Origin of the sequence: Serratia sp. B501, from assembly GCF_051172315.1 — a bacterium.
Taxonomy (GTDB): domain Bacteria; phylum Pseudomonadota; class Gammaproteobacteria; order Enterobacterales; family Enterobacteriaceae; genus Serratia; species Serratia ureilytica.
On record NZ_JBPIZB010000001.1, the window covers coordinates 809,995 to 832,173 of the forward strand.

Here is a 22,179-nt window from a genome sequence, read left to right on the forward strand (position 1 = left end):
GCGGGCCGTTGATGAACGACCCGCCGCCTCATGGCAGAACTAGGAAGAGTGTTCCTCTTCGTTAGCCTGATATCGTGTCGCCTGCTGCTTCATGAACACCACCTCCTGCGGGCTGGACAGGCTCACTTCCTGAGCGCGCAACAGCTTGAGGATGTTAAACAGCAGTTCACTCTTGGTGGCGCCGACCATGCGCGGGCTCGGCACATAGCCGGTCACGCTCAGGATAATGCCGTCCGGCCCCAACTGGCTGAAGCGCACGTAAGGTGCCGGCGTCTCCAGAATGGTTTCGTACTCGTTGTAAGCGCTCAGCAGGATATTGCGCACCTGCTCCGGATCGATCGAGGTCGGGAACGTCAGCGCAATGGTCACCACGCCTTGCGCGTTGCCCATAGTGGCGTTACGCACGTTCTGTGAGATCAGCTGCGAGTTCGGTACGATCATGGTGGAGCGGTCGCTGAGCTGAATTTCGGTGGCGCGTACGTTGATGCGCCGCACGTCGCCTTCCACGCCGCCGATGCCGATCATATCCCCGACCTTCACCGGGCGTTCGGTCAGCAGGATCAGGCCGGAAATAAAGTTCTTCACAATCTCCTGCAAACCGAAACCGATACCGACCGACAGGGCGCTGACGATCCACGCCAGGTTGCTCCACTGGATGCCCAGCGCCGCCAGGGTGATCAGAATGACCAGCACATAGCCGATATTGCTGAACAGCGTCACCAGCGAGGCGCGAATGCCGACGTCCGAAATGGTCTTCGGCAGCAGCTCAGAGCCCAGCCAGCGCCGCACCGCGCGCAGGATGTAGATGCCGATCGCCAGGCAGATCACGGCGTTGAGCAGGTTGCCTGGCACGATGTTGAAACGCTGCAAGCCTTCGCCGGTCAGGATGGAGACGATTTTCTCCATCAGCGAGCCCGGCGTGGTGCTGCCGAACGAGCCGTTGAACAACGCGACGATCATCAACAGCAACAGCGAACATTTGGCCAGCGCGGTGGTGATGATCGCCACCTGCTCCAGATGGCGATCCTTGAAGCTGAGCGTTTTCTTCAGCATCTTGCCGCTGACGGTCTGCGGCGAAAACAGCGCGGCGCACAGGTCAGTGGCGAACAGCACCATGAAGTAGAACGCCATCAGCACCAGCACCACCCAGATGAGCTGGTAGGTCAGGAAGCGTGCGAAAGCGATATAGCCCACGAGCAGTGAAAGCAGGATCACCACCGAACACACCAGGGTGACGATATGCACCAGCCCGCCGACCAGCGTGCGTTTTTCCAGGTGCGCGCCCTGCTGCTCCAGACGGCGACGAATGCGCTGGCCGCGCAGCGGCGCCGCCAGCAGCACCATGCCGATCAGCCCCGCCACCAAGCCGTTGCCGAAGATGGTGGTGGCCAATGAGGCGCTGACGACGTTGTTGATCAGCTCCACGGTGCCGAACGCCAGCGCCAGGCCGGCCAGCAGCGGCGAGAAGTAACGCAGCCCGGCGGCCACTTCATTGTCCAGCGAAGCCAAACGCCAGGACGGGCGATTCAGCGACAGCGCCGCACGCCCCAGCCCGGCGATCAGCGCGCAGAAAATCCCCAGACGGTTAAAGCCTTCGGCGAAGTCTTCCAACATGACCGGCAGCGGCTGCACGCGGATAAAGACGTAATACAGCAGGTTCAGCGCAATCGAGGTGGTGATCACCGTCACCGCCACGGTGATGATGGCCATAAAGCTGCGGCGCAGGCGCCCGTCCGGCAGGAAGCGAATGCTGACCCAGGCGAGGAAACGCTCGGACAAATAGCGCCCCCAGGACCAGACGATCACCGCCAGCGCCAGCAACGCCAGCGTGCCGTACCGCCATTCGTCCTGCCAACTGGCGTCCCAGGCCGCTTTCATCTCGGCGTTGAACTGGTCCAGCCGCTGCACGTCATCCGCTGACGGCTGCACGACCGGCGTCCAGAATTTGACGCCCAAAATGCTGCCGGTGTTCAGCGCCAGCTGGGTTTTGAACGCCACCCGACGCAGATCGCTGATCTGCTGGCCCAGGTCGAAGGCGCTGGTCTTGATGGCCTGCGCGCGTTTTACCGCATCGTCCAACTGCTTCTTGCTGCTGTTCAGCGCATTGCGCTGCTGGGCGACGGCGGGGGTTTCCGGCAGCGCGCCGGCCGCCGGGGCCGGCCCCAGCACGTCCAACTGCGCCTGCAGTTTTTCCTGCACCGGCTGCAGATCGGCGGACAATTTATCCATGCTGGCGACCAGATCGTCCGTCGCCAACCGCAGCTTGCTGAGCTGGGTGTCGGTCGTCGCTTTGGAAACCAGCTGCTTCATGCTGTCCAACTGCTTTTGCGCGGCTTTCAACTGCGTAGCGGGATCGGGCGCGCTTTCGGCGGCGGGATCATCCTGGGTGGCGGCGACGGCGGCGAACGGCGTCAGTTGCATACCCAACAGCAATAATAACAACAGCAGGAACGGGCGAGGCTTTAACATAAATTCAGTGCTCAGCATCATTATCTGATAGACAGACGAACAGGCGGCGGATGAACCGTCGCTTAACCATAAACGCTAATTATAATAGCTGCTTAATGTCGGCCGAAATACAGTAATTATTCCCATTGTGTGCCACGCGCCCGCGCTCGCCTTAGCTTGCTGATTATTCAGGCGCTTTTACACTGGCGATACGGCATGAAGCGCTCTATAATCCAGCCACCGATTAACCTGCGACCAATAAAAGGAGACTTACTATGCTGACGTGTGAATTGGTTTTTCACTCACACTTCTTTGGTAATCGTCGCCGCTCAAGCATTACCGGTATCGCGCTGCGATAACCCAGCTTGAGCGAAGCTTACTAAAATCCAGGATCTTCCCTCCGGCTTACCGGGTTATCGTCAGCAATGTTTGACGATAGGCATTGTCATGCCTGTAACTCTTGAGTAAGCAATGAGCACATTACTGTCTGCACAATCTGTCGGTTACGACAACGCGTTCGGCGTCCTGCTGAGCGAGATTTCCTTCAGCCTGAAAAAAGGCGACCGCATCGGTTTGATCGGCGATAACGGCTGCGGCAAAAGCACCCTGCTGCAAATTCTCAGCGGCGACCTGCCTGCGCACACCGGAACGGTGACATTGTCACACCAATGTCTGATGGCGCGCATTGAGCAGCACCTGCCGCCGGATCTGCACACCAGTACCCTGCTGGATGCGGTTCTGGCGAGGCTGCCTGCGGGCCAACACCTCAGCGAACGCTGGCGCTGCGAAGCGCTACTGGCCGAGCTGGGGTTTGAACCGGCGAGCTGGATGCTGACCGCCGGCACCCTCAGCGGCGGCCAGCATACGCGGCTGCTGTTGGCGCGCGCGCTGATCCGCCAGCCCGATCTGCTGCTGCTCGACGAACCCAGCAACCACCTGGACCTGCCCACGCTGCTGTGGCTGGAACAGTTCTTGCGTAACTGGACCGGCAGCTTCGTGCTGGTGTCGCACGATCGCTACCTGCTCGACCAGGTAACCAACTGCACCTGGATCCTGCGCGACAAAACGCTGCAGTTCTTCCGTTTGCCCTGCTCTGCGGCGCGCACCGCGCTGGCGGAACAGGACGCCGCGGACGAACAGCGGCGCCACGCCGAGCAAAAGGAAATCGACCGGGTGGAAAAAAGCGCCAAGCGCCTGGCGACCTGGGGCAAGGTCTACGACAACGAAGATCTGGCGCGCAAGGCCAAGCAAATGGAGAAGCGCGTCGATCGGTTGAAGGAAGAACAGACCACCCTGACCGCCGGCAGTCCATGGCGGCTGCGGCTGCAGGGAGAAGCGCTGGACGCCGATCGCCTGCTGGCGCTGCCGCACTGGGCGGTGCGCCCGGCACCGGATGCGCCGGTGCTGTTCAGCCTGGAACATCTGCGCGTGAAAAGCGGCGATCGCATCGCCATCGTCGGGCGCAACGGCTGCGGAAAATCGTCGCTGTTGCGCCTGCTGTGGCGCGAGTATCAGCAACAAACGCAGCGCCCGGCGCTGTTCCATCCGCGCGTGCGTATCGGCTATTACGATCAGAGCCTGCAACAGCTGCGCGATGAAGACACGTTGAGCGAAGCGCTGGCGCAGTTTGCGCCGCTGACCGAGGAACAGCGGAAAATGGCGCTGATCGGTGCCGGGTTCCCTTACCTGCGCCACCATCAGCAGATCCGTTCGTTGAGCGGCGGCGAGCGTTCACGGCTGCTGTTTGTCGGCCTGACGCTGGCCAACCATTCGTTGCTGCTGCTGGACGAGCCCACCAACCACCTGGATATGGCGGGCAAAGAGGAGCTGGCGGAAACGCTGCGTCAGTTCCCCGGCGCCGTCATGCTGGTCACCCACGATCGGATGCTGATCGAACAGAGCTGCAACCGCTTTTGGCTGATAGACCAACAAAAACTGGAGGAGTGGCACGATCTGGCGCCGGTGTACCAGCGTCTGGCGGGCGAAACGCCGGCGCTGCCGACGGCGCACGAGGCCAACGCAGACGCCCCGACGCCAAACCCGCAGTTGGAAGGCGAAGAGGCGTTGCTGACCGCCCTGTTTGCCCTCGAAAGCAAACTGGAGGCCGACCTGGCGCGTAAACCGAAGCATCAAAAACCGGAGCTTCAGGCGCGTTGGCGCCGCGAGATTGCCGACATCACCGCCCGGTTGCATCTGGGCTAATCCCACAGGCCGCCGCCCGGCGGCCTGTTTTCTGACGGAGTGCGACATGGCATTTTCCCTTGAGCAAGCCTCACTCGCGCAGCGGCCGCTGCTGGCGGCCATGCTGTCCGATTGCCTTCGCGAGCTGGGCGTCGATGGGGATTACCCCTATTTGCCGCTCTACTGGCGCGAGGCCGGCCGCTACCCCTATTTGATGTTGAGCGATCGGCAAACGGCCGGGTTCGCGTTGGTCAGGCGTCTCGATAGCGCCACCGTCGAAATGGCGGAGTTCTACATCAAGCCCGAATGGCGACGCAACGGGATGGGGCAACGGGCTGCCCGCGCCTTGTTCGCGCGGCATCCCGGCGGTTGGTCGCTGTCAGTCAGCCAGGATAATCCGCGCGGGCTGGCGTTTTGGCGCTCGGTAATACCGGCCGGGGCCAAGACCGAACCGCTTTCAGCCCACGACGCCCTGATACTGCTACGTTTTTATTATCCGCCGCGTTGAACGACATATTACGTTCATTCTTTTATGGCAGAGTAAATCGATTCGTTCTTTGTTATCGAGCCTGCCATGACGTTACTTTCCCCACGGGACATCGAGGCGCGCTACCGCTTCGCGCGTGAGATCGCCCGCGCCGCCGCCGATCTCGCCTTCAGCTTTTACCAACGCCGGCAAAGCCTGGCCGTCGAGTTTAAACAGGGCCTGCAGGACGTGGTCAGCGAGGCCGACCGCCGCGTCGAGGCGCTGATTCGCCGCATGATTAACCGGCGGTTTCCCCTGGATGGGTTTCTCGGCGAAGAGAGCGGCGGCACCAACGATAGCGCGGCCTGCCTTTGGGTCGTCGATCCGATCGACGGCACCGCCTGCTTCCTGAACGGGCTGCATACCTGGTGTATCGCGATAAGCGTGGTGATCGACGGTGAGCCGACGATCGGCGTGGTTTACGATCCCAATCACCGCGAGATGTTCCGCGCCTGCCGCGGCCAAGGCGCTTTCCTCAACGGGGAACCGATCGGCGTGCATGCCGGGCGCAGCGTCGCGGATGGCGTGATGGGCGTCGGGATATCACCGCGCGCCTCGGCGGCGGAATTCAGCGGTTTTCTCTGTCGCCTGCTGCAGGCGGGCGGCATGTTTGTGCGTAGCGGCTCCGGCGCGTTGATGACCGCCCAGGTGGCCGCCGGTCGGCTGCTGGGTTATTACGAACCGCACATGAACGCCTGGGACAGCCTGCCTGGGCTGGTGCTGACGCGCGAAGCCGGCGGCGTGGCGAATGACTTTATGCACCACAACGGGCTGCGACGCGGCAACCCGCTGCTGCTGGCCAACGCGGCGCTCTATCCGCAATTGGCCGAGCTGATTCAAACGCCGGGCTTGATCGGCTCGACGTGCCCTATCGCGCGTGAGATGGCCGGATAAAGTGCGCGCAGCCGCCGCTCGACCCGATCGACCGCATCGTGCGCGGCGGCGATGGTTACCGCCGGCGACACCCGGCAGTGGAAGTTGACGATGATGCCGCCGTCGGTTCTGCGCGCCCGGATGTTGTGCACGTCTTGCACCTTATCCCCCTGCTCCAGCGCCGACTGCAAAATCAGCCGGATATCGGCCAGCTCGGCGGCGGAAACATCCTCGCTGGCCAGCCAGTGCGGCGTCTGCGGCTCCAGATGGGTCTCTATCTCGGTGTCCTCGCCGATCGCCTGACGCAGGATCCCTTCTATCTCCGTGGCGATATCATGCGCCTGAGCCACGCTGGCGTTGGCCGGCACCGCCAGATCCATGCCGATCGCCATGTGCGTCGGCAACTGCTGCAAGGTGACGTTCTGCACCTGCGCGCCGTGATTGGCGGCGATCGCCCGAATGCGCGTCGCCATGTCTTCGTCGCTGCGGGTCTGCGGCACCGCGATGACGGTAAACTCCGCCTTGGCATACTGCTGCCGCAGCCGTTCGACGATTTCTCGCTTCAACGCATCGATGCGCTCCAGCGGCAAGGTGCGGCACACCGCCACCGTGATCTCGACAAACAGTACGGCGCCGGCGTTGCGAATACGCACGCTGTCGCAAGCCAGCACCGCCGGGAAGCTGTCCAGCGTGGCGCGAATCGCCTCGGTGGCCCCGGCGGGCGCGGCATCCATCAGCGAGTCGAAGGAACGTTTACCCAGTTTGATTGCCGCGACAAAGATAAAACCGGCGACGATCAGCGCGGCGATGGCGTCCGCACGGCCAAAGCCCAGCAGCACAAACACCATGCCCAGCAGCACCACGCCGGACGAAAGCATGTCGGAGAAGAAATGCAGCGCATCCGCCTCCAGCGCCGCGCTGTCGGTCGCCTTGGCGACGCGGTTGAGCGCCCGCACGCGGAAAAAATCGACGCAGATGGAAATCAGCAGCACCGCGATCACCACCGGCGCCGCGACTATCTCATGCGGTTGCCCGAGCAGGCTGCCGCCCGCCTCGTAGACGATCCAACCGGCGGCGCCGAGCAACAGCAACACCTCGAACAGCGCCGCCAGGTTTTCCACCTTGCCGTGGCCGAAGTGGTGATCGTCATCGGCGGGTTTATCGCTGATGCGCACCGCCAGCCAGGTGATGCTGGTGGCGATAAAATCGGTGAAAGAGTGGATCCCTTCGGATATCAGGCCAATACTGCCGGTAAAAATGCCGGCGACGAATTTGCCCGTGGCCAGTAACCCGCTGGCGATCATCGAGTTTCTGGCCACGGCCTGTTTTTCATTTTGCATTATGCTGCTCACATTCGGACGGTGATTTATTTTTTTACTTTAGAGGATAATTGCCAGACAAAGGCGATCAGCAGCATACTGCCAGAGAAAGTCAGCATGAGGCTAGTAAGAAAATTGGATTTTTCGGTGGAATAAAAATAAATCTCATTCACCCCCACCGAAATCATTAAAATGGCGTAGAGCAATCCCAGAATAAGAATCGTCATTATTATCAACTCCCGTATCAGGCTGCGCGTTCAGCGCGCCGCTAAATCCTCCCCATAATAAATAGCGGTTACGGGGAGGATGCATCTAGGCGGATCTTTAGCGTTCATCAATCATCCCATTTGGTGCTCATATAGGCCGCCAACAGGCCCAGTGAGCTGATCATTGCCAGGAATCCCATAAAAATAGTCATGTTTCCCATTGTTTTGTCCTCAAGTTAAATGTTATCGATAAAATCCCCTTGCGTTAAATATCGGGGTTGGTCGGTATCCATGGTTTTTTAACGTCCTCCTCTTTTTTGCAACATTCCCGCGCTTTCAAGCGCGGGACCCGTTTAAATTCCCAGGACGTGCTGGGCAATTTTGAAATAGATAATCAGGCCGGTGCCGTCGATAAAGGTGGCGATAAACGGCGCCGACACCACCGCCGGATCGATACCGAGCCGTTTCAGCAGCATCGGGATGATCGACGAAACAATGGCGCTCCATACGGTGATCGCCACCAGCGACAGGCTGACCACCAGCGTCACCTCCATGCCGACGCCCATGATCCAGGCGCGCACCCAGGCCGCCAGACCAATGGTGACGGCGATCAGCAGTGAGGTCGTGACCTCTTTGCGGATCACCGCGCCCAGATTGCGCAGGCTGACCTCGCCCAGCGCCATGGCGCGCACCAGCGTCGAGGTGATCTGGGTGCCGCTGTTGCCGCCGGTGCCGATCAGCAGCGGGATGAAGAACGCCAGCGCAATCGCCGCTTCGAGCTGATCTTCAAACGCTTTCAGCACGTTGCCGGTGTAAGCTTCGGCCACGAACAGCATCAGCAGCCACACCGAGCGTTTGCGCCACAGCGCCCACGGGCTGGTCTCCAGATAAGGCTTGTCCAGCGGCAGGCTCGCGCCCTGACGCTGCGCGTCTTCGGTGTTTTCATCTTCGACCAGCCGAGCGATCTCGCGCTCGCCCAGCACGCCGACCAGCGTGTTGTTCGCCACGACCGGCACCACGTCCAAACCGCCTTTGCCCAGCAGATGCGCCACGTCGTTGCGATCGTCGTCGGGTGAAACCTGGAAATAGCTGTAATCCATCATTACGCCGACCGCTTTATCCTGTTCTTCGCACTGCAGCAGTTTTTTCACCGACAGCGTGCCGCGCAAATGATAATCGTCTGCGGTAATAAAGACCCGGGTAGGAATTTCGTCCGTTTTTAGCTGTGAAAGTAAATATTCCCGGGCATGCGTGACCGTCATCGTCGCGGGAACGGTAATAAAATCGGCGTTCATATAACCGGCGACCGAAGTTTCATCGAGAGTTTCAGTCGCGCGCAGCGCCGGAGAAGAAGAGTATTGATGTGACTTGATCATTTTGTCAGTCCCTATTTCTGTTGTGAACTTCAACAGCGAATCGCATAGGGGCGTAACCACAGAGGGAGTGCAGACTGCCTATCTCCGCGTCCAGGTTTTAGCACTATACAACGTATCCGAATTGTTGCTCGGAAGTTACTTTGGGCTGAACCTTAATCCGATAAAGCCTGTCTTAACCTTGGGCATCTCTCGATGTCGTCAGATCAGTAACCTGTGTTTGTATAGGAGCCTCGCCAAACGAGATACTGCATATAAACTACCGGCGCAGTATAGGCGTTGTTTTATCCGGTGGGAAGAAAAGATTGCCCGTCGTTTATGGAGTATTTAGGATATTTTTATTAAACGCGAATCTATAAAAACGGCTGATATAAATCAGCCGTTTTTTTATTTATCAGTGCGCGAGAATGTAGACGTTTTTATCGTATAGGGCGCCCTGTCGGGTGAAGTCGATCCCCTTGACGTAGGGTTTGATGAGCGTGGCGTTGGCTTCGTAGTACACCGGCGCGACCGGCGTATCGACGGCCAGCACCGCCTCGGCCTGCTGGAAATACTGCTGCACCTGCTGCGGTGTCGGCGCCGCCGTCGCCTGATGCAGAATGCGATCGTATTCCGGGTTACGGTATTTGGGGCTGTTCTCGCTGCTGTCGGCGCGGAACACATTCAGGAAGGTAGAAGGATCGTCGTAATCCGCCAGCCAGCGGGTAAAGGCTACGCTGTACTGGCCGCGGTTGATATTATCCAGCGTCACTTTACGCTCCTGGCTTTGCAAGCCGGCCTCCACCCCGAGGTTCTTTTTCCACATGGCGGCGGCGGCGATGACGATCTTCTTGATGGTGGCGTCATTGCTGTACAACACGGTAAAGCGCAGCGGATGCTCGGCGTTGAAACCGGCCTCCGCCAACAACTTTTTCGCCTGGGCGTGGCGTTGTTTCGGCGTCAAACCGGCCGCGGCGCCGGCCTGTAGGCGATAGCCGCCCGCCCCCGTTGGGGTAAAGGTCCAGGCCGGCTGCTGGCCGTATCCCAGCACCTTGCCGGCGATAATCTCTTTGTCCAGCGCCAGGTTCAGCGCCTGGCGCACCCGCACGTCGTTAAACGGCGTCTGCCGGTTATTGAAGGCGAAATAGCTGGTGGAGAGCAGCGGATAGGTCACCAGCTGTTGATCCCCGAGCGTTTTTTTCAGCTGCTGATACAGTTCCGGCGGCGTGGTATAACCCAATTCCACCTCGCCGGCGCGGAAACGCGCCACCTCCGGGAACCCCTGAATCGGCAGGAAGGTTACCTTGTTGAGCACGGTGTTGGCGTTATCCCAATATAGCGGATTGCGTTCCACCACCACTTTTTCGTTCACCACCCACTCGCTGAGACGAAACGCGCCGTTGCCGACAAAATGCGCCGGTTGAGTCCAGTTTTTGCCGTATTGCTCAACCACCTTGCGGTTGACCGGCAGAACCGGAAAATGCACCAGTTGTTTGAGCAGGTAGGCGTTGGGCTCAGACAGCGTCACCTGCAAGGTGTGCGCGTCCAGCGCTTTAACGCCCAGCTCGCTCGGCGGTTTGCTGCCGGCGTTGATCGCCGCCGCATTCAGCACATAGGCCGAGGCCAGATAGCTGCCGTAAGGCGACGCGGTTTTCGGATCGGTGAGGCGCCGCCAGCTGTAAACGAAATCGTCGGCGGTCACCGGATCGCCGTTCGACCATTTGGCCTGCGGCCGCAGATGGAAAGTCCAGACGTTGCCCTGGTGCTCCCATTTCTGCGCCAGCGCCGGGATCACTTCGCCCTCTTTTCCGACTCGCAGCAGACCTTCGAACAGATCGTTGAAGATGTAGAACTCCACATTGCTCTCGGCCAGGTTCGGATCCAGCGTCGCCGGTTCATACCCGTTGGCGCGCACCAATTCCTGTACCGGCGCCAGTTTAGCGCCCGCCGGCACCTCCGCCGCCTGAGCGATCGTAGCGTTTAAAGCCAGGAGGATTAAACCAGCCAGTTTCTTGCCATTGAATGAATATTTCACGTCGATATCCCTGATTAGTGTTTTATCGCGTTCAATATGCAATGTGGTAGTGGAATAAATTAAATCATTAATCGCTATGAGTCATAACCAAAAGCGGTGTTGAATTTCTTTCATTATCAAAGAAGTACTGGATAAAGGATGGCGATAAACAACAGAGCGGGTGCAAGGGCCGGCATGGCCGAACCAACATCTTGAAAGCAGGGAGAGAAATAATGCGGGCAATCAGTACAGATTATTCCAGCCGAAGCTTAACGTATCCTTAGGGCAATTCATTTTGTGAGCGATCGTCAAAAATAATTTAATACGAATCGTTTTCACTATCATTATGGATGTTCTTGGCTAAAATCGGGCTGCTTGCGCTTGCCAGGCGATATTCGTTTTCCTCATTCGAACGCTAAAAAGGATAACTGCATGAAGCTGCGTATTTCATCCCTCGGCCCCGTGGCCCTGCTCGCCTCCTCGATGATGCTGGCTTTCGGCGCTCAGGCGGCCACCGCCGACCAGGGCATCGTTATTTACAACGCCCAGCACGAAAATCTGGTGAAATCCTGGGTCGACGGTTTTACCAAAGACACCGGCATCAAAGTCACGCTGCGCAACGGCGGCGACAGCGAACTGGGCAATCAGCTGGTGCAGGAAGGCAGCGCCTCGCCTGCCGACGTGTTCCTGACGGAAAACTCCCCGGCGATGGTGTTGGTGGATAACGCCAAGCTGTTCTCCCCGCTCGACGCCGCCACGCTGGCCCAGGTAGAGCCGCAATATCGCCCAAGCCACGGCCGCTGGATCGGCATCGCCGCCCGCTCTACCGTATTCGTCTATAACCCGGCCAAGCTGACCGACGCGCAGTTGCCGAAGTCGCTGCTGGATCTGGCCAAGCCGGAATGGAAAGGCCGCTGGGCCGCTTCGCCATCGGGCGCCGATTTCCAGGCGATCGTCAGCGCGCTGCTGGCGCTGAAAGGCGAGCAAGCAACGCTGGACTGGCTGAAAGCGATGAAAGCCAACTTTACCGCCTATAAAGGCAACAGCACGGTGATGAAAGCGGTCAATGCCGGCCAGATCGACAGCGGCGTGATCTATCATTACTACCCGTTCGTCGACGGCGCTAAAACCGGCGAGAACAGCAAAAACATCAAGCTGTACTACTTCAAACATCAGGATCCGGGCGCATTCGTCAGCATCTCCGGCGGCGGCGTGCTGGCTTCCAGCAAGCATCAGCAGCAGGCGCAGGCGTTCATCAAGTGGATCACCGGCAAACAGGGCCAGGAGATCCTGCGCACCAACAATGCCTTCGAATACGCCGTCGGCGTCGGTGCGGCCTCCAACCCGAAACTGGTGCCACTGAAAGATCTGGACGCGCCGAAGGTAGACGCCGCGCAGTTGAACAGTAAGAAAGTTGTCGAACTGATGACCGAGGCCGGCCTGCTGTAAGGCCCGCCGGCAAACCGAGAGTTTTTGATCGTTATGTCAAACCTGAGTACCCACGCCGCGCAGACCGCGCGGCGTTATTCCGCTATCCCTCGTCACCCGCGGCCGGGGCCGATCGTGGTGGCCTGCGCCGTGTTGCTGTCGTTGCTGGCGCTGCTGCCGCTGGGATTCGTTATCGGCGTGGCGTTTGAAACCGGCTGGCAAACGGTCAAAGCTCTGGTTTTCCGCCCGCGCGTGGCGGAGCTGCTGTTGAATACCCTGCTGTTGGTGGTGCTGACGCTGCCGATCTGTGCCGTGCTGGGGGTGGCCCTGGCCTGGTTGACCGAACGCACCACGCTGCCGGGCCGCCGTCTCTGGGCGGTATTGGCGACCGCGCCGCTGGCGGTGCCGGCCTTTGTGCAAAGCTATGCCTGGATCAGTCTGGTGCCGTCGATGCACGGCCTGGGCGCCGGCGTTTTCATCTCGGTGCTCGCCTATTTTCCGTTTATCTACCTGCCGGCCGCCGCGGTCTTGCGCCGTCTGGATCCCGGTATCGAAGACGTCGCCACCTCGCTCGGCTCCCGGCCGCCGGCGGTGTTTTTCCGCGTGGTGTTGCCGCAGCTGAAGCTGGCGGTCTGGGGCGGTTCGCTGCTGATCGCGCTGCACCTGCTGGCGGAGTACGGCCTGTACGCCATGATCCGTTTCGATACCTTCACCACCGCCATCTTCGATCAGTTCCAGTCAACCTTCAACGGCCCGGCGGCCAACATGCTGGCCGGCGTATTGGTGCTGTGCTGCCTGGGGCTGCTGTTGCTTGAGGCGATAAGCCGCGGCCGCGCGCGCTATGCCCGCGTCGGCTCCGGCAGCGCCCGCAGCCAAACGCCGCGTCGCCTGTCAGCGCCGCTCGCCGCGCTGGCGCTGCTGCTGCCGATCGCGCTGACCGCGCTGGCGCTGGGCGTGCCTTTCATCACCCTGGTCCGCTGGCTATGGCTGGGCGGCCTCGACGTATGGCGCAACGACGATCTGTGGCCCGCGCTGTGGCAAACGCTGTCGCTGTCCGCCTCTGGCGCGCTGCTGATTACGCTGTGCGCCATTCCGATGGCCTGGCTGTCGGTGCGCTATCCGGCCCGCCTGTACCGGGTGCTGGAAGGCTGCAACTACGTGACCAGTTCGCTGCCCGGCATCGTGGTGGCGCTGGCGCTGGTGACCATCACCATTCACAGCTTCCGGCCGATTTACCAAACCGAGATCACCCTGCTGCTGGCGTATCTGCTGATGTTTATGCCGCGAGCGTTGATCAACCTGCGCGCCGGCATCGCGCAGGCGCCGGTGGAGTTGGAAAACGTGGCGCGCAGCCTGGGCAAATCGCCGGCGCAGGCGCTGTGGAGCACCACGTTGCGGCTGGCGGCACCGGGCGCCGCCGCGGGCGCCGCGCTGGTGTTCCTGGCGATCGCCAATGAATTGACCGCCACGCTGCTGCTGGCGCCGAACGGCACCCGTACGCTGGCCACCGGTTTCTGGGCGCTGACCAGCGAGATAGACTATGTCGCCGCCGCGCCTTATGCGCTGATTATGGTGGCGCTGTCGCTGCCGCTCACCTGGCTTCTTTACTCTCAATCTAAACGTACGGCGGGACTATGAGCACGCTCGAACTGCACGGTATCGGAAAATCTTACAATGCCATCAGGGTGCTGGAACACATCGACCTGCAGGTTGCCGCCGGCAGCCGCACGGCGATCGTCGGCCCTTCCGGCTCCGGCAAAACCACCCTGCTGCGCATCATCGCCGGTTTTGAAATCCCCGACGGCGGACAAATTCTGCTGCAGGGGCAAGCGATGGGCAACGGCGGCGGCTGGGTGCCGGCGCACCTGCGTGGCATCGGCTTCGTCCCGCAGGATGGCGCGCTGTTCCCGCACTTTACCGTCGCCGGTAACATCGGTTTTGGCCTCAAAGGCAGCAAGCGCGAGAAACAGCGTCGCATCGAGGCGCTGATGGAGATGGTGGCGCTGGATCGTCGCCTGGCCGCCCTGTGGCCGCACGAACTGTCCGGCGGACAGCAACAGCGGGTCGCATTAGCGCGCGCCTTATCGCAGCAACCGCGGCTGATGTTGCTGGATGAGCCGTTCTCGGCACTGGATACCGGTCTGCGCGCCGCCACCCGCAAAGCGGTGGCCGAACTGCTGACGGAGGCCAAAGTCGCGTCGATCCTGGTCACCCACGATCAGAGCGAGGCGCTGTCGTTCGCCGATCAGGTGGCGGTCATGCGCAACGGCCGGCTGGCGCAGGTGGGCGCGCCGCAGGATCTTTATCTGCGCCCGGTCGATGAACCGACCGCCAGTTTCCTTGGCGAAACGCTGGTGCTGACCGCCGAGCTGGCGCACGGCTGGGCCGACTGCGCATTGGGGCGCATCGCCGTCGACGATCGCCAACGCAGCGGCTCGGCGCGCATCATGCTGCGTCCGGAGCAGATTCAAATCGGTTTGTCCGATCCGGCGCAGCGCGGCCAGGCGGTGATCACCGGCATCGATTTCGCCGGCTTCGTCTCCACCCTCAATCTGCAAATGGCCGCCGACGGCGCGCAGCTCGAGATCAAAACCGTCAGCCGCGAAGGCCTGCGGCCCGGGGCGCAGGTCAGTCTCAACGTGATGGGGCAAGCGCATATTTTCACCGGCTGAGAGTGTGGGGAGCGACCCTTGACGTTCCCCTCGCCACCGCGCATTATCAATGGCATGAATCGCATCGCGCACGCCCTCACCACCACCACCGCAACCGCCACGCAATGGCGGGCTGCACGGGTGCGCAACAGCTAACGACGTATCCCCAAGCCCCGCCAGCCATGGCCGGGGTTTTTTATTTCTCCGTGCCCGCCGGCAATTTCATTACGGAGAAGACCTATGCCAACTATCCCCGCACCATGCAGCGCCCTGCTGGTTATCGACATGCAAGTCGGCCTGTTCGCCTCGCCGGACGATCCACCGTTCGCCGCCGAAACCCTTCTGGCGAAGACCCATGCGTTGATACGCGCCGCACGCGTGGCGAATGCGCTCGTGGTGTTTATTCGCCACACCGGCCCGGCAGGTTCACCTATCGCCGTAAACAGTCCGCTGTGGCAAGTTCACCCCGATCTCGACACCGATGCGCAAGCCGACTGGTTCATCGATAAAACCCATCCCAGCTGTTTTTACCGGACTGGCCTGGCGGAGCGGCTTAAGCAAGCCGGCATCGGTCGGTTGGTGATTTCGGGAATGAAAACGCAATACTGCGTAGACACCGCGTGTCGGTGCGGCGCGGAGTTGGGATTTAACATGGTGTTGGCCGCCGATGCCCATAGCTGTTCGGACACGGCGGCGCTCGGCGCCGACGCCATTATCCGTCACCATAACCAGACCCTGTCGGGGCCGTTCGTGACGCTGGCGCTGGCGGAAGAGGTGAAATTCTAAAACACGCGCGACTTGGCTGTCAGGCCGGGCCAACGCCCGGCCTCCTCAGCGGCAAACCTTGTCGCGGCGCGGCTTTTTCGGCGCCAGCAGATACTCCACCACGCTTTCGTCGACGCAGCTGTCGATGCCGTTCAGCGCCAACGTATGTCCGTCGCGTTCGCGGGTGATCAGCGGGCTTTTAAAGGCCGAGGCCATCACCTGGGCATTGCGGTACGGCGTGGTCGGATCGTAGCGCTGGGCGACGAACAGCAGCGGCGGCAGCGCGGCGGACGCCACCGGCATGTGCGGCCGATCTTTGCCGCGGTACGGCCACAGATCGCACATTTCCAGCGGATACTCGTGCAGCGGCAGATAGTGGGCATATAAAGCGGCGGTATTGATCTCCTGCCGCTGCCTGCGCAACAGCTGCGGATCGGCCGTTGGGTTGGCGACGTCGGCGCAGGTGATGACGTTCAGGGCATCATCGGCATCCGGAGAATAGCTTTCGTCGATCAGATCGGAAACCTGTTGCCCGGCGATGCCGGCATCGAGCTGACGCAGTACGGTGGCCAGTTCATGCCAGCGCTCCGGCCACAACAGCAGCGAACGCGTCACCGTCAGCACATCGTCGGCGGAGATTTCATAGCCCGCCGCAGTGACGAACGGCTGCTCATGCAGCTTGCGCAGCAAAGCGTGATAACGCTGAAGCGCCTGATTGGCGCCGCCGCCAAGCTGGCAGCTGTCGGTTTTTCCGCAATAGGCGGCGAAACGCAGGAAGCTTTGCTGGAAGCCTCGCTCCTGATTCATGCGCTGGGTGAAATCGTCCTCCGCCAGATCCACCACCCCGTCCAGCACCAGCGCGCGCGTTTTCTTCGGAAAACGTTCGGCATACAGCGCCGCCACCTTGGTGCCGTACGAGTACGCCACCGCCGTCAGCCCCGGTTCGCCCAGCGCATGGCGGATCGCGTTCAGATCGTTGACCGCCTCGTCGGTGCCGATGTGTTGCAGCACGTCCGCGCCGGTCTGTTTGATGCAGGCGGCGATCAGGGTGCGCGTCTGATTCTCCGCGCCGGCCACGTCGTTGTCGTCCGGTTCAGGGAGTTCGTCACCTTCGGCCACCTGGCAGGAAATTTTTGGCGTCGATTGACCGACGCCGCGCGGATCGTAACCGATGATGTCGTAGGATTTACGCAGTTTGGCGACGTGGGCGTCGTTGCCGAGATAAGGATTGATCCCCGGCAGGCCCGGCCCGCCGCTGATCACCACGACGCTGCCCTTTTTCGGCCCGGTGGCGGGCAGCAGGGTCAGCGCCAGACGCACGGTCGGTTCCCCCGCCTGCGCCGAATGGGCGGGAGGCGTGGCGTAAACCAACGGCACGTCGAGGTAGCCGCAGCGCAGCCCCGCCGGCGGCGCTTCATCGAACCAACGCTGAAAGCCGCTGTTGAGACAAGATTGCCAACGAACGCCGTTCTCGGGCGCCGCGCCGTGAGCCGCAGGTTTGGCCTGGGCGGGCAACGCGGCGGCGGTCGCGGCGAGCAGCGCCAGAATACGCAGTACTGACATGGGGAGTCCTTTCAACTCAACGAATCGGTCAAAGGGTAACGATTCTCGGTTAAACCGCTAGCCAATAGAACATAAAAAAACGCGCGGGTGAAGCCGACGCCGTGCGTATGGAAAGACTTTTCTTTGCTCGGATTGATCTTATAACGCACAGAATGCTGCAAAAAACGCCGTTCACCTGCTAGGCTTAGAGTTCGTTAACCCACAAGGAACAGGAGAGCAGCATGTTTGGTAAAGCGGAAGACAAAGCCAATGAAGCCGCAGGCGCGGTAGAAGAAGCGTTCGGTAAAGCCGTCGATTCGCCGGAGCATCAGGTGCGCGGCGCGGCGCGCAAGTACGCCTCCCAGGCCAGCTATGCCGCCCGTGATGCAGCGGACAGCGTAAGAACGCAGGTGGAAGCCAACCCGCTGGCCGGCGTGGCCGTTGCGGCGGCAGTCGGCATCGTTTTCGGCTTCCTGCTGGGACGCAAATAAGCGGCGAATGCGCCGTTCGACAATAGGCCCGTTACGGGCCTTTTTTTCGCCCTTTTCTGCGCCGGCGCCGTTGTGCGTGCAAACTTTCATCTATCACAACCATCGCTTAAAAAAACCAACGCCTTCAACTACGATTAGTTTGTGACCAGAGCAAGGCTCTGCGATCCGGCGGATAACCCTATGAGGATTATCATCATTATCCATGCTGTTTAAGCCGCTCTCCTTCACGCGGCTAAGAAAGGTTGATTATGGCTCGCACCACCCCTATCGAACGTTACCGCAATATCGGCATCTCCGCGCATATCGATGCCGGCAAAACCACCACCACCGAGCGGATTCTGTTTTACACCGGGGTCAGCCACAAGCTGGGCGAAGTGCATGACGGCGCGGCGACCATGGACTGGATGGCGCAGGAACAAGAGCGCGGCATCACCATCACCTCGGCGGCCACTACCTGCTTCTGGAACGGCATGCAGCATAATTATCCGCAGCACCGCATCAATATCATAGACACCCCCGGGCACGTCGATTTCACCATTGAAGTGGAGCGCTCGATGCGCGTGCTGGACGGCGCCGTCATGGTCTATGACTCGGTGGGCGGCGTCCAGCCGCAGTCGGAAACCGTCTGGCGCCAGGCCAACAAATACAAAGTGCCGCGGCTGGCGTTCGTCAACAAGATGGACCGCATCGGCGCGGACTTTTTCCGCGTGCGCAAAATGATGATCGAGCGCCTCAAAGCCAACCCGGTGCCGATCGTTATTCCTATCGGTGCCGAAGACCGCTTCAGCGGCGTGGTGGATCTGGTGCGGATGAAAGCCATTCTGTGGGACGAAGCCTCGCAGGGCATGAACTTCAGCTTCGAAGAGATCCCGGCCGACCTGCGCGAATCGGCGCAGGAGTGGCGTGAAAACATGATTGAAGCGGCCGCCGAAGCGTCGGAAGAACTGATGGAGAAATACCTCAATCAGGTGCCGCTGAGCGAAGAGGAGATCGTTCACGGGCTGCGGGTGCGCACCGTCGCCGGCGAAATCCAGCCGATGCTGTGCGGATCGGCGTTCCGCAACAAAGGCGTGCAGCGCATGTTGGACGCGGTGATCGAGCTGATGCCCTCGCCGCTCGACGTGCCGCCGATGGAGGGCCATGGCGAACACGATGAAATCATCACTCGCAAAGCCGACGACAACGAAAAGTTCTCGGCGCTGGCGTTTAAGCTGATGACCGACCCGTTCGTCGGCCAGCTGACCTTCGTGCGCGTCTATTCCGGGGTGCTGGCCAAAGGCAGCAGCGTTTACAACCCAATCAAGGGCAAAAAGGAGCGCATCGGCCGCATCGTGCAGATGCACGCCAACGATCGTAAGGACATCGACGAACTGCACGCCGGTGACATTGCCGCCTGCGTCGGCCTGAAGGACGTCACCACCGGCGATACGCTGTGCGATCCCGGCGCCATCATTACGCTGGAGCGCATGACCTTCCCCGAGCCGGTGATCGCCCAGGCGATCGAGCCGAAGACCAAGGGCGATCAGGAGAAAATGGGCATCGCGCTGCAGCGGCTCTCTTCGGAAGATCCGTCGTTCCGCGTGCGCACCGATGAAGAATCCGGCCAAACCATTATCTACGGCATGGGCGAGCTGCACCTGGAGATTATCGTCGATCGCATGCGCCGCGAGTTCGGGGTGGAGACCACCACCGGCAAACCGCAGGTGTCTTACCGCGAAACCATCCGCAAACGGGTGGCCGACGTGGAAGGCAAGTTCGTGCGCCAATCCGGCGGTAAAGGGCAATACGGCCACGTGGTGCTGACCGTCGAGCCGAACGAACCCGGCAAAGGCTTCGAGTTCTTCGATGAGATCAAGGGCGGCGTCATTCCCGGCGAGTTTATCCCGGCGGTGAAAAAAGGCGTGCTCGAGGCGCTGAATAACGGCGTGCTGGCCGGTTATCAGGTGGTGGACGTCAAGGTGCACCTGACCTTCGGTTCTTACCATGACGTCGACTCGTCGGAACAGGCGTTCCGCATGGCGGCGATCTTCGGCTTCAAGGACGCCTGCCGCCTGGCGGATCCGGTGATCCTCGAGCCGATCATGTCGGTGGAAGTGGAAACGCCGGAGGATTATGCCGGCAACGTGATGGGCGATCTCTCCTCACGCCGCGGTCTGGTGCAGGGCATGGAAGAGATCCCGGGCGGCGGCGGCAAGGAAATTCGCGCCAAGGTGCCGCTGTCCGAGATGTTCGGCTACTCGACCACCCTGCGTTCGATGTCGCAGGGCCGCGCCACCTACACCATGGAATTCAGCCACTACGCCGAAGCGCCGCGCAACGTGGCCGAAGAGATCATTCACCACAGCAAGCGTTAACCCTTACGCCCGCCGCCACGGCGGGCGTCACCTCGGCTTGTCCTCCAGCGCCACCACCACTGGCTGCGGTTTGATGCGCATGGCGTACACCACGCCGGCGATCAGACAGACGATACCCGCCAGCGTCAGCAGCGGTGGCCAGGCCTGGCGCAACAGAAAGGTATACGCCAGCCCCGCCAGAATTTCGAACACGATGAGCGGCCCCACCAACACCGTCGGCAGCCGCTGGCTGGCTTCGTTCCAGCACAGCGCCCCCAGCCAGGAGCAGAACACGCCGATGATCAGCATCAGAGGGATAAACACCTCAGGGCGCGGGCCGAACGGCAAGGCGAACGCCGGCTCGCTCAGCGCCATCTGACCGCAGACCGCCAGATAGCCCAGCAGCGCCAGCGGCAGCGTCACCAGCCCTTGGGCCGTGGCCCAGGTGGCCGGACGCTGCGTCGGATTCTCCCGCAGCCAGCGTGAATTGCGCAGCGGGAACCAGGTCCAGCACGCTACCGCCAACACGGCCAGCCCAAGACCGCTGAGATAGCGCCAGCCGTCGATCAGCACCGCATTGCCGCGCAGCTCGGCGACGTTCACGCACGCCAATCCACAGACGATCAACAGCAGTGCCGGCGCCAGTTTGCCCCACGCCAGGCGCCCGTCGTGCCGGCCGTAAAACAGATTGGCGCAAATGGCGATCACGACCGGCAAGGTGCCGATGATCATGGTCGACACCGGCGCACCGGTGCGCTGAATGGCGCTGGCCAGGCACAGGTAGTACAGCAGATTGCCGATAGCCGTCAGCTTGAGCGCTTCCCACCAATCCTGGCGCTGCAGCTTACGCAGGCGGCGGCGATCGAACCACGCCAGCGGCAAGGCGATCAGCCCGAAGGCCAGATAGCGCCCGGTGGACTGCAGCGCGGCGGGATAGTCCGGCACCAGCAACGGACCGACGAAAATCAATCCCCACATCAGCCCGGCGGCCAAGGCAAACACAACGCCAATGAACATAACGACTCCAACAAACGGCCGGTGCGGCCAACCCGCCCGACAAGACAGCGGCAGAGTAACGAAAACGCGGGGAGGAATTATTGTAGCAGGTTGCTGTTTTAGCCCAATTTCACCTGTTTCTGGAAACGCACCGGCGTGACGCCGTAACGGTTGGCGAAAGCGCGCGTCAGGTGCGCCTGATCGGTCAGCCCCGCCGCCGCCGCCACCTGTGCGGCGGGCATGCCGCGCTCCAGCATGCGTTTGGCCTGCGACAGCCGGACAGCCATCAGCATCTGCTGCGGCGAGACGTGATATTCGGCCTTAAACTTGCGCAGGAAATGGTACGGGCTGAGCGACACCAGCTCGGCCAGTTGGTTGAGCGTTATAGCCTCGGCGAAGTTATCGTGCAGGTAGCTTTTCACCACTTCGAAACGGTGCGCCGCCTCGGCTTTCTCCCGGCGCCCTGTGCGGATGTGCGGTTGCAGCAACGCCACCGCTTCCAACAGCAGGCCGTCGAGCGTAAGCGGATCGTCGGTTTGCCACAGCGCGGCGAGAATGGCGGACAGGCGCTGCGCCGCCCGCGGATCGTGACGCACCGCATCGGTGAACCACTGGCTCCGATCGCCGGACAGCTGCTCCAGCGCCTCGGGCGCCAGATAGAGCATGCGGTAACACCAACCGCCCGGCGTTTCGGCTTCGCCGGTATGCAGCTCGTCAGGATTCATCAGCACCAGCGCGCCCGGCGCCGCCAGGTGCTGCGCCCCGCGATAGCGGAAGCGCTCCGCCCCGGTGTCCACGGTGCCGATGGCGAAGGCGTCGTGGGTATGCGGCTCGAAGGCATAGCGTTCAATATGCGCCTGATAGAGTTCGACGCCGGGCAGATGCGACAAATGCCGGAACTGCGCGCAGTCCTTCTCGAACGGAAACTGTTGTGGAACCCCTTGCACCCGACCTCCTCATCCGTGCTGACAATCTGCTCAGCATAGCCAAAACATCGCCGGTTGAGTAGCCGCCCTGGTCCTTTCGTGCCCCTCGCCTGGACGATCGGCGCCAT

The 22,179-nt window shown here is 61.2% G+C and carries 18 protein-coding genes and 1 riboswitch; of the genes, 9 read left to right on the top strand and 9 right to left on the bottom strand.

Annotated elements, in window-relative coordinates; genetic code table 11:
* Positions 1-39 precede the first annotated feature (39 nt).
* Positions 40-2,469: a DUF3772 domain-containing protein gene (locus ACSBQV_RS04030; protein ID WP_169539598.1), complete on the bottom strand. Its 2,430-nt coding sequence runs from the start codon at positions 2,467-2,469 to the stop codon at positions 40-42.
* A gap of 450 nt (positions 2,470-2,919) precedes the next feature.
* Here ACSBQV_RS04030 and ACSBQV_RS04035 point away from each other — a divergent pair, with 450 nt between their 5' ends.
* The 3 genes from ACSBQV_RS04035 to ACSBQV_RS04045 all read left to right on the top strand — a co-directional run bounded on the left by ACSBQV_RS04035 (position 2,920) and on the right by ACSBQV_RS04045 (position 6,049).
* Complete coding sequence (locus ACSBQV_RS04035) at positions 2,920-4,650, top strand: ABC-F family ATP-binding cassette domain-containing protein (protein WP_099783155.1); 1,731 nt, start codon at positions 2,920-2,922, stop codon at positions 4,648-4,650.
* A gap of 46 nt (positions 4,651-4,696) precedes the next feature.
* Positions 4,697-5,137 carry a GNAT family N-acetyltransferase gene (locus ACSBQV_RS04040; RefSeq protein WP_047026074.1) on the top strand — a complete coding sequence of 147 codons (441 nt, stop codon included), beginning with the start codon at positions 4,697-4,699 and terminating at the stop codon, positions 5,135-5,137.
* 66 nt (positions 5,138-5,203) lie between these two features.
* On the top strand, positions 5,204-6,049 hold the full coding sequence (locus ACSBQV_RS04045; protein WP_047026073.1) for an inositol monophosphatase family protein: 846 nt from the start codon (positions 5,204-5,206) through the stop codon (positions 6,047-6,049).
* Here the strand turns inward: ACSBQV_RS04045 and ACSBQV_RS04050 are convergent.
* The 5 genes from ACSBQV_RS04050 to ACSBQV_RS04070 form a co-directional block, all read right to left on the bottom strand.
* Positions 5,992-7,368: a cation diffusion facilitator family transporter gene (locus tag ACSBQV_RS04050; RefSeq protein WP_042784582.1), complete on the bottom strand. Its 1,377-nt coding sequence runs from the start codon at positions 7,366-7,368 to the stop codon at positions 5,992-5,994. The two genes, ACSBQV_RS04045 and ACSBQV_RS04050, sit on opposite strands and share 58 nt — an antisense overlap.
* A gap of 26 nt (positions 7,369-7,394) precedes the next feature.
* On the bottom strand, positions 7,395-7,574 hold the full coding sequence (locus ACSBQV_RS04055) for a hypothetical protein (protein ID WP_099783157.1): 180 nt from the start codon (positions 7,572-7,574) through the stop codon (positions 7,395-7,397).
* A 107-nt stretch (positions 7,575-7,681) separates the two neighbouring features.
* The gene (gene mgtS, locus ACSBQV_RS04060; RefSeq protein ID WP_004938109.1) at positions 7,682-7,774 is read right to left on the bottom strand and encodes a protein MgtS; all 93 of its coding nucleotides are present in this window, start codon (positions 7,772-7,774) and stop codon (positions 7,682-7,684) included.
* Between the two features lie 132 nt (positions 7,775-7,906).
* Positions 7,907-8,929, bottom strand: a complete 1,023-nt coding sequence (locus tag ACSBQV_RS04065) for a magnesium transporter (RefSeq protein ID WP_033643160.1) — start codon at positions 8,927-8,929, stop codon at positions 7,907-7,909.
* A gap of 75 nt (positions 8,930-9,004) precedes the next feature.
* Positions 9,005-9,178: riboswitch (M-box (ykoK) riboswitch) on the bottom strand.
* 142 nt (positions 9,179-9,320) lie between these two features.
* On the bottom strand, positions 9,321-10,940 hold the full coding sequence (locus tag ACSBQV_RS04070; RefSeq protein WP_099783159.1) for an ABC transporter substrate-binding protein: 1,620 nt from the start codon (positions 10,938-10,940) through the stop codon (positions 9,321-9,323).
* Between the two features lie 411 nt (positions 10,941-11,351).
* Between ACSBQV_RS04070 and ACSBQV_RS04075 the strand changes: the two genes are divergently transcribed.
* The 4 genes from ACSBQV_RS04075 (at position 11,352) to ACSBQV_RS04090 (ending at position 15,784) form a co-directional block, all read left to right on the top strand.
* Positions 11,352-12,368, top strand: a complete 1,017-nt coding sequence (locus tag ACSBQV_RS04075) for an iron ABC transporter substrate-binding protein (protein ID WP_099783161.1) — start codon at positions 11,352-11,354, stop codon at positions 12,366-12,368.
* A gap of 33 nt (positions 12,369-12,401) precedes the next feature.
* Complete coding sequence (locus tag ACSBQV_RS04080) at positions 12,402-13,985, top strand: ABC transporter permease (protein WP_099818260.1); 1,584 nt, start codon at positions 12,402-12,404, stop codon at positions 13,983-13,985.
* The gene (locus ACSBQV_RS04085; RefSeq protein ID WP_047575113.1) at positions 13,982-15,019 is read left to right on the top strand and encodes an ABC transporter ATP-binding protein; all 1,038 of its coding nucleotides are present in this window, start codon (positions 13,982-13,984) and stop codon (positions 15,017-15,019) included. The genes ACSBQV_RS04080 and ACSBQV_RS04085 overlap by 4 nt, the downstream gene beginning before the upstream one ends.
* Positions 15,020-15,238: 219 nt before the next feature.
* On the top strand, positions 15,239-15,784 hold the full coding sequence (locus tag ACSBQV_RS04090; RefSeq protein WP_099783163.1) for a cysteine hydrolase family protein: 546 nt from the start codon (positions 15,239-15,241) through the stop codon (positions 15,782-15,784).
* 45 nt (positions 15,785-15,829) lie between these two features.
* Here the strand turns inward: ACSBQV_RS04090 and ACSBQV_RS04095 are convergent, their stop codons facing one another.
* Complete coding sequence (locus tag ACSBQV_RS04095; RefSeq protein ID WP_089191801.1) at positions 15,830-17,326, bottom strand: alpha/beta hydrolase; 1,497 nt, start codon at positions 17,324-17,326, stop codon at positions 15,830-15,832.
* A gap of 221 nt (positions 17,327-17,547) precedes the next feature.
* Between ACSBQV_RS04095 and ACSBQV_RS04100 the strand changes: the two genes are divergently transcribed.
* Both ACSBQV_RS04100 and fusA read left to right on the top strand, forming a co-directional pair.
* On the top strand, positions 17,548-17,796 hold the full coding sequence (locus tag ACSBQV_RS04100; RefSeq protein WP_004938127.1) for a glycine zipper domain-containing protein: 249 nt from the start codon (positions 17,548-17,550) through the stop codon (positions 17,794-17,796).
* Positions 17,797-18,044: 248 nt separating this feature from the next.
* Positions 18,045-20,150, top strand: a complete 2,106-nt coding sequence (fusA, locus tag ACSBQV_RS04105) for an elongation factor G (RefSeq protein ID WP_033650331.1) — start codon at positions 18,045-18,047, stop codon at positions 20,148-20,150.
* 27 nt (positions 20,151-20,177) lie between these two features.
* Here fusA and ACSBQV_RS04110 read toward each other — a convergent pair whose 3' ends face one another.
* Complete coding sequence (locus tag ACSBQV_RS04110; protein ID WP_434991419.1) at positions 20,178-21,146, bottom strand: DMT family transporter; 969 nt, start codon at positions 21,144-21,146, stop codon at positions 20,178-20,180.
* Between the two features lie 98 nt (positions 21,147-21,244).
* Positions 21,245-22,072 carry an AraC family transcriptional regulator gene (locus ACSBQV_RS04115; RefSeq protein ID WP_099783167.1) on the bottom strand — a complete coding sequence of 276 codons (828 nt, stop codon included), beginning with the start codon at positions 22,070-22,072 and terminating at the stop codon, positions 21,245-21,247.
* Positions 22,073-22,179 lie beyond the last annotated feature (107 nt).

Excerpts from the sequence above, each read along its gene's own strand:
- mgtS (WP_004938109.1), bottom strand. The coding sequence starts at position 7,774 with ATGGGAAACATGACTATTTTTATGGGATTCCTGGCAATGATCAGCTCA.
- ACSBQV_RS04090 (WP_099783163.1), top strand. The coding sequence starts at position 15,239 with ATGCCAACTATCCCCGCACCATGCAGCGCCCTGCTGGTTATCGACATG.
- ACSBQV_RS04110 (WP_434991419.1), bottom strand. The coding sequence starts at position 21,146 with ATGTTCATTGGCGTTGTGTTTGCCTTGGCCGCCGGGCTGATGTGGGGA.
- ACSBQV_RS04045 (WP_047026073.1), top strand. The coding sequence starts at position 5,204 with ATGACGTTACTTTCCCCACGGGACATCGAGGCGCGCTACCGCTTCGCG.
- ACSBQV_RS04095 (WP_089191801.1), bottom strand. The coding sequence starts at position 17,326 with ATGTCAGTACTGCGTATTCTGGCGCTGCTCGCCGCGACCGCCGCCGCG.
- ACSBQV_RS04030 (WP_169539598.1), bottom strand. The coding sequence starts at position 2,469 with ATGTTAAAGCCTCGCCCGTTCCTGCTGTTGTTATTATTGCTGTTGGGT.
- ACSBQV_RS04085 (WP_047575113.1), top strand. The coding sequence starts at position 13,982 with ATGAGCACGCTCGAACTGCACGGTATCGGAAAATCTTACAATGCCATC.
- ACSBQV_RS04075 (WP_099783161.1), top strand. The coding sequence starts at position 11,352 with ATGAAGCTGCGTATTTCATCCCTCGGCCCCGTGGCCCTGCTCGCCTCC.
- ACSBQV_RS04035 (WP_099783155.1), top strand. The coding sequence starts at position 2,920 with ATGAGCACATTACTGTCTGCACAATCTGTCGGTTACGACAACGCGTTC.
- ACSBQV_RS04080 (WP_099818260.1), top strand. The coding sequence starts at position 12,402 with ATGTCAAACCTGAGTACCCACGCCGCGCAGACCGCGCGGCGTTATTCC.
- ACSBQV_RS04050 (WP_042784582.1), bottom strand. The coding sequence starts at position 7,368 with ATGCAAAATGAAAAACAGGCCGTGGCCAGAAACTCGATGATCGCCAGC.
- ACSBQV_RS04065 (WP_033643160.1), bottom strand. The coding sequence starts at position 8,929 with ATGATCAAGTCACATCAATACTCTTCTTCTCCGGCGCTGCGCGCGACT.
- ACSBQV_RS04055 (WP_099783157.1), bottom strand. The coding sequence starts at position 7,574 with ATGACGATTCTTATTCTGGGATTGCTCTACGCCATTTTAATGATTTCG.
- ACSBQV_RS04100 (WP_004938127.1), top strand. The coding sequence starts at position 17,548 with ATGTTTGGTAAAGCGGAAGACAAAGCCAATGAAGCCGCAGGCGCGGTA.
- fusA (WP_033650331.1), top strand. The coding sequence starts at position 18,045 with ATGGCTCGCACCACCCCTATCGAACGTTACCGCAATATCGGCATCTCC.
- ACSBQV_RS04040 (WP_047026074.1), top strand. The coding sequence starts at position 4,697 with ATGGCATTTTCCCTTGAGCAAGCCTCACTCGCGCAGCGGCCGCTGCTG.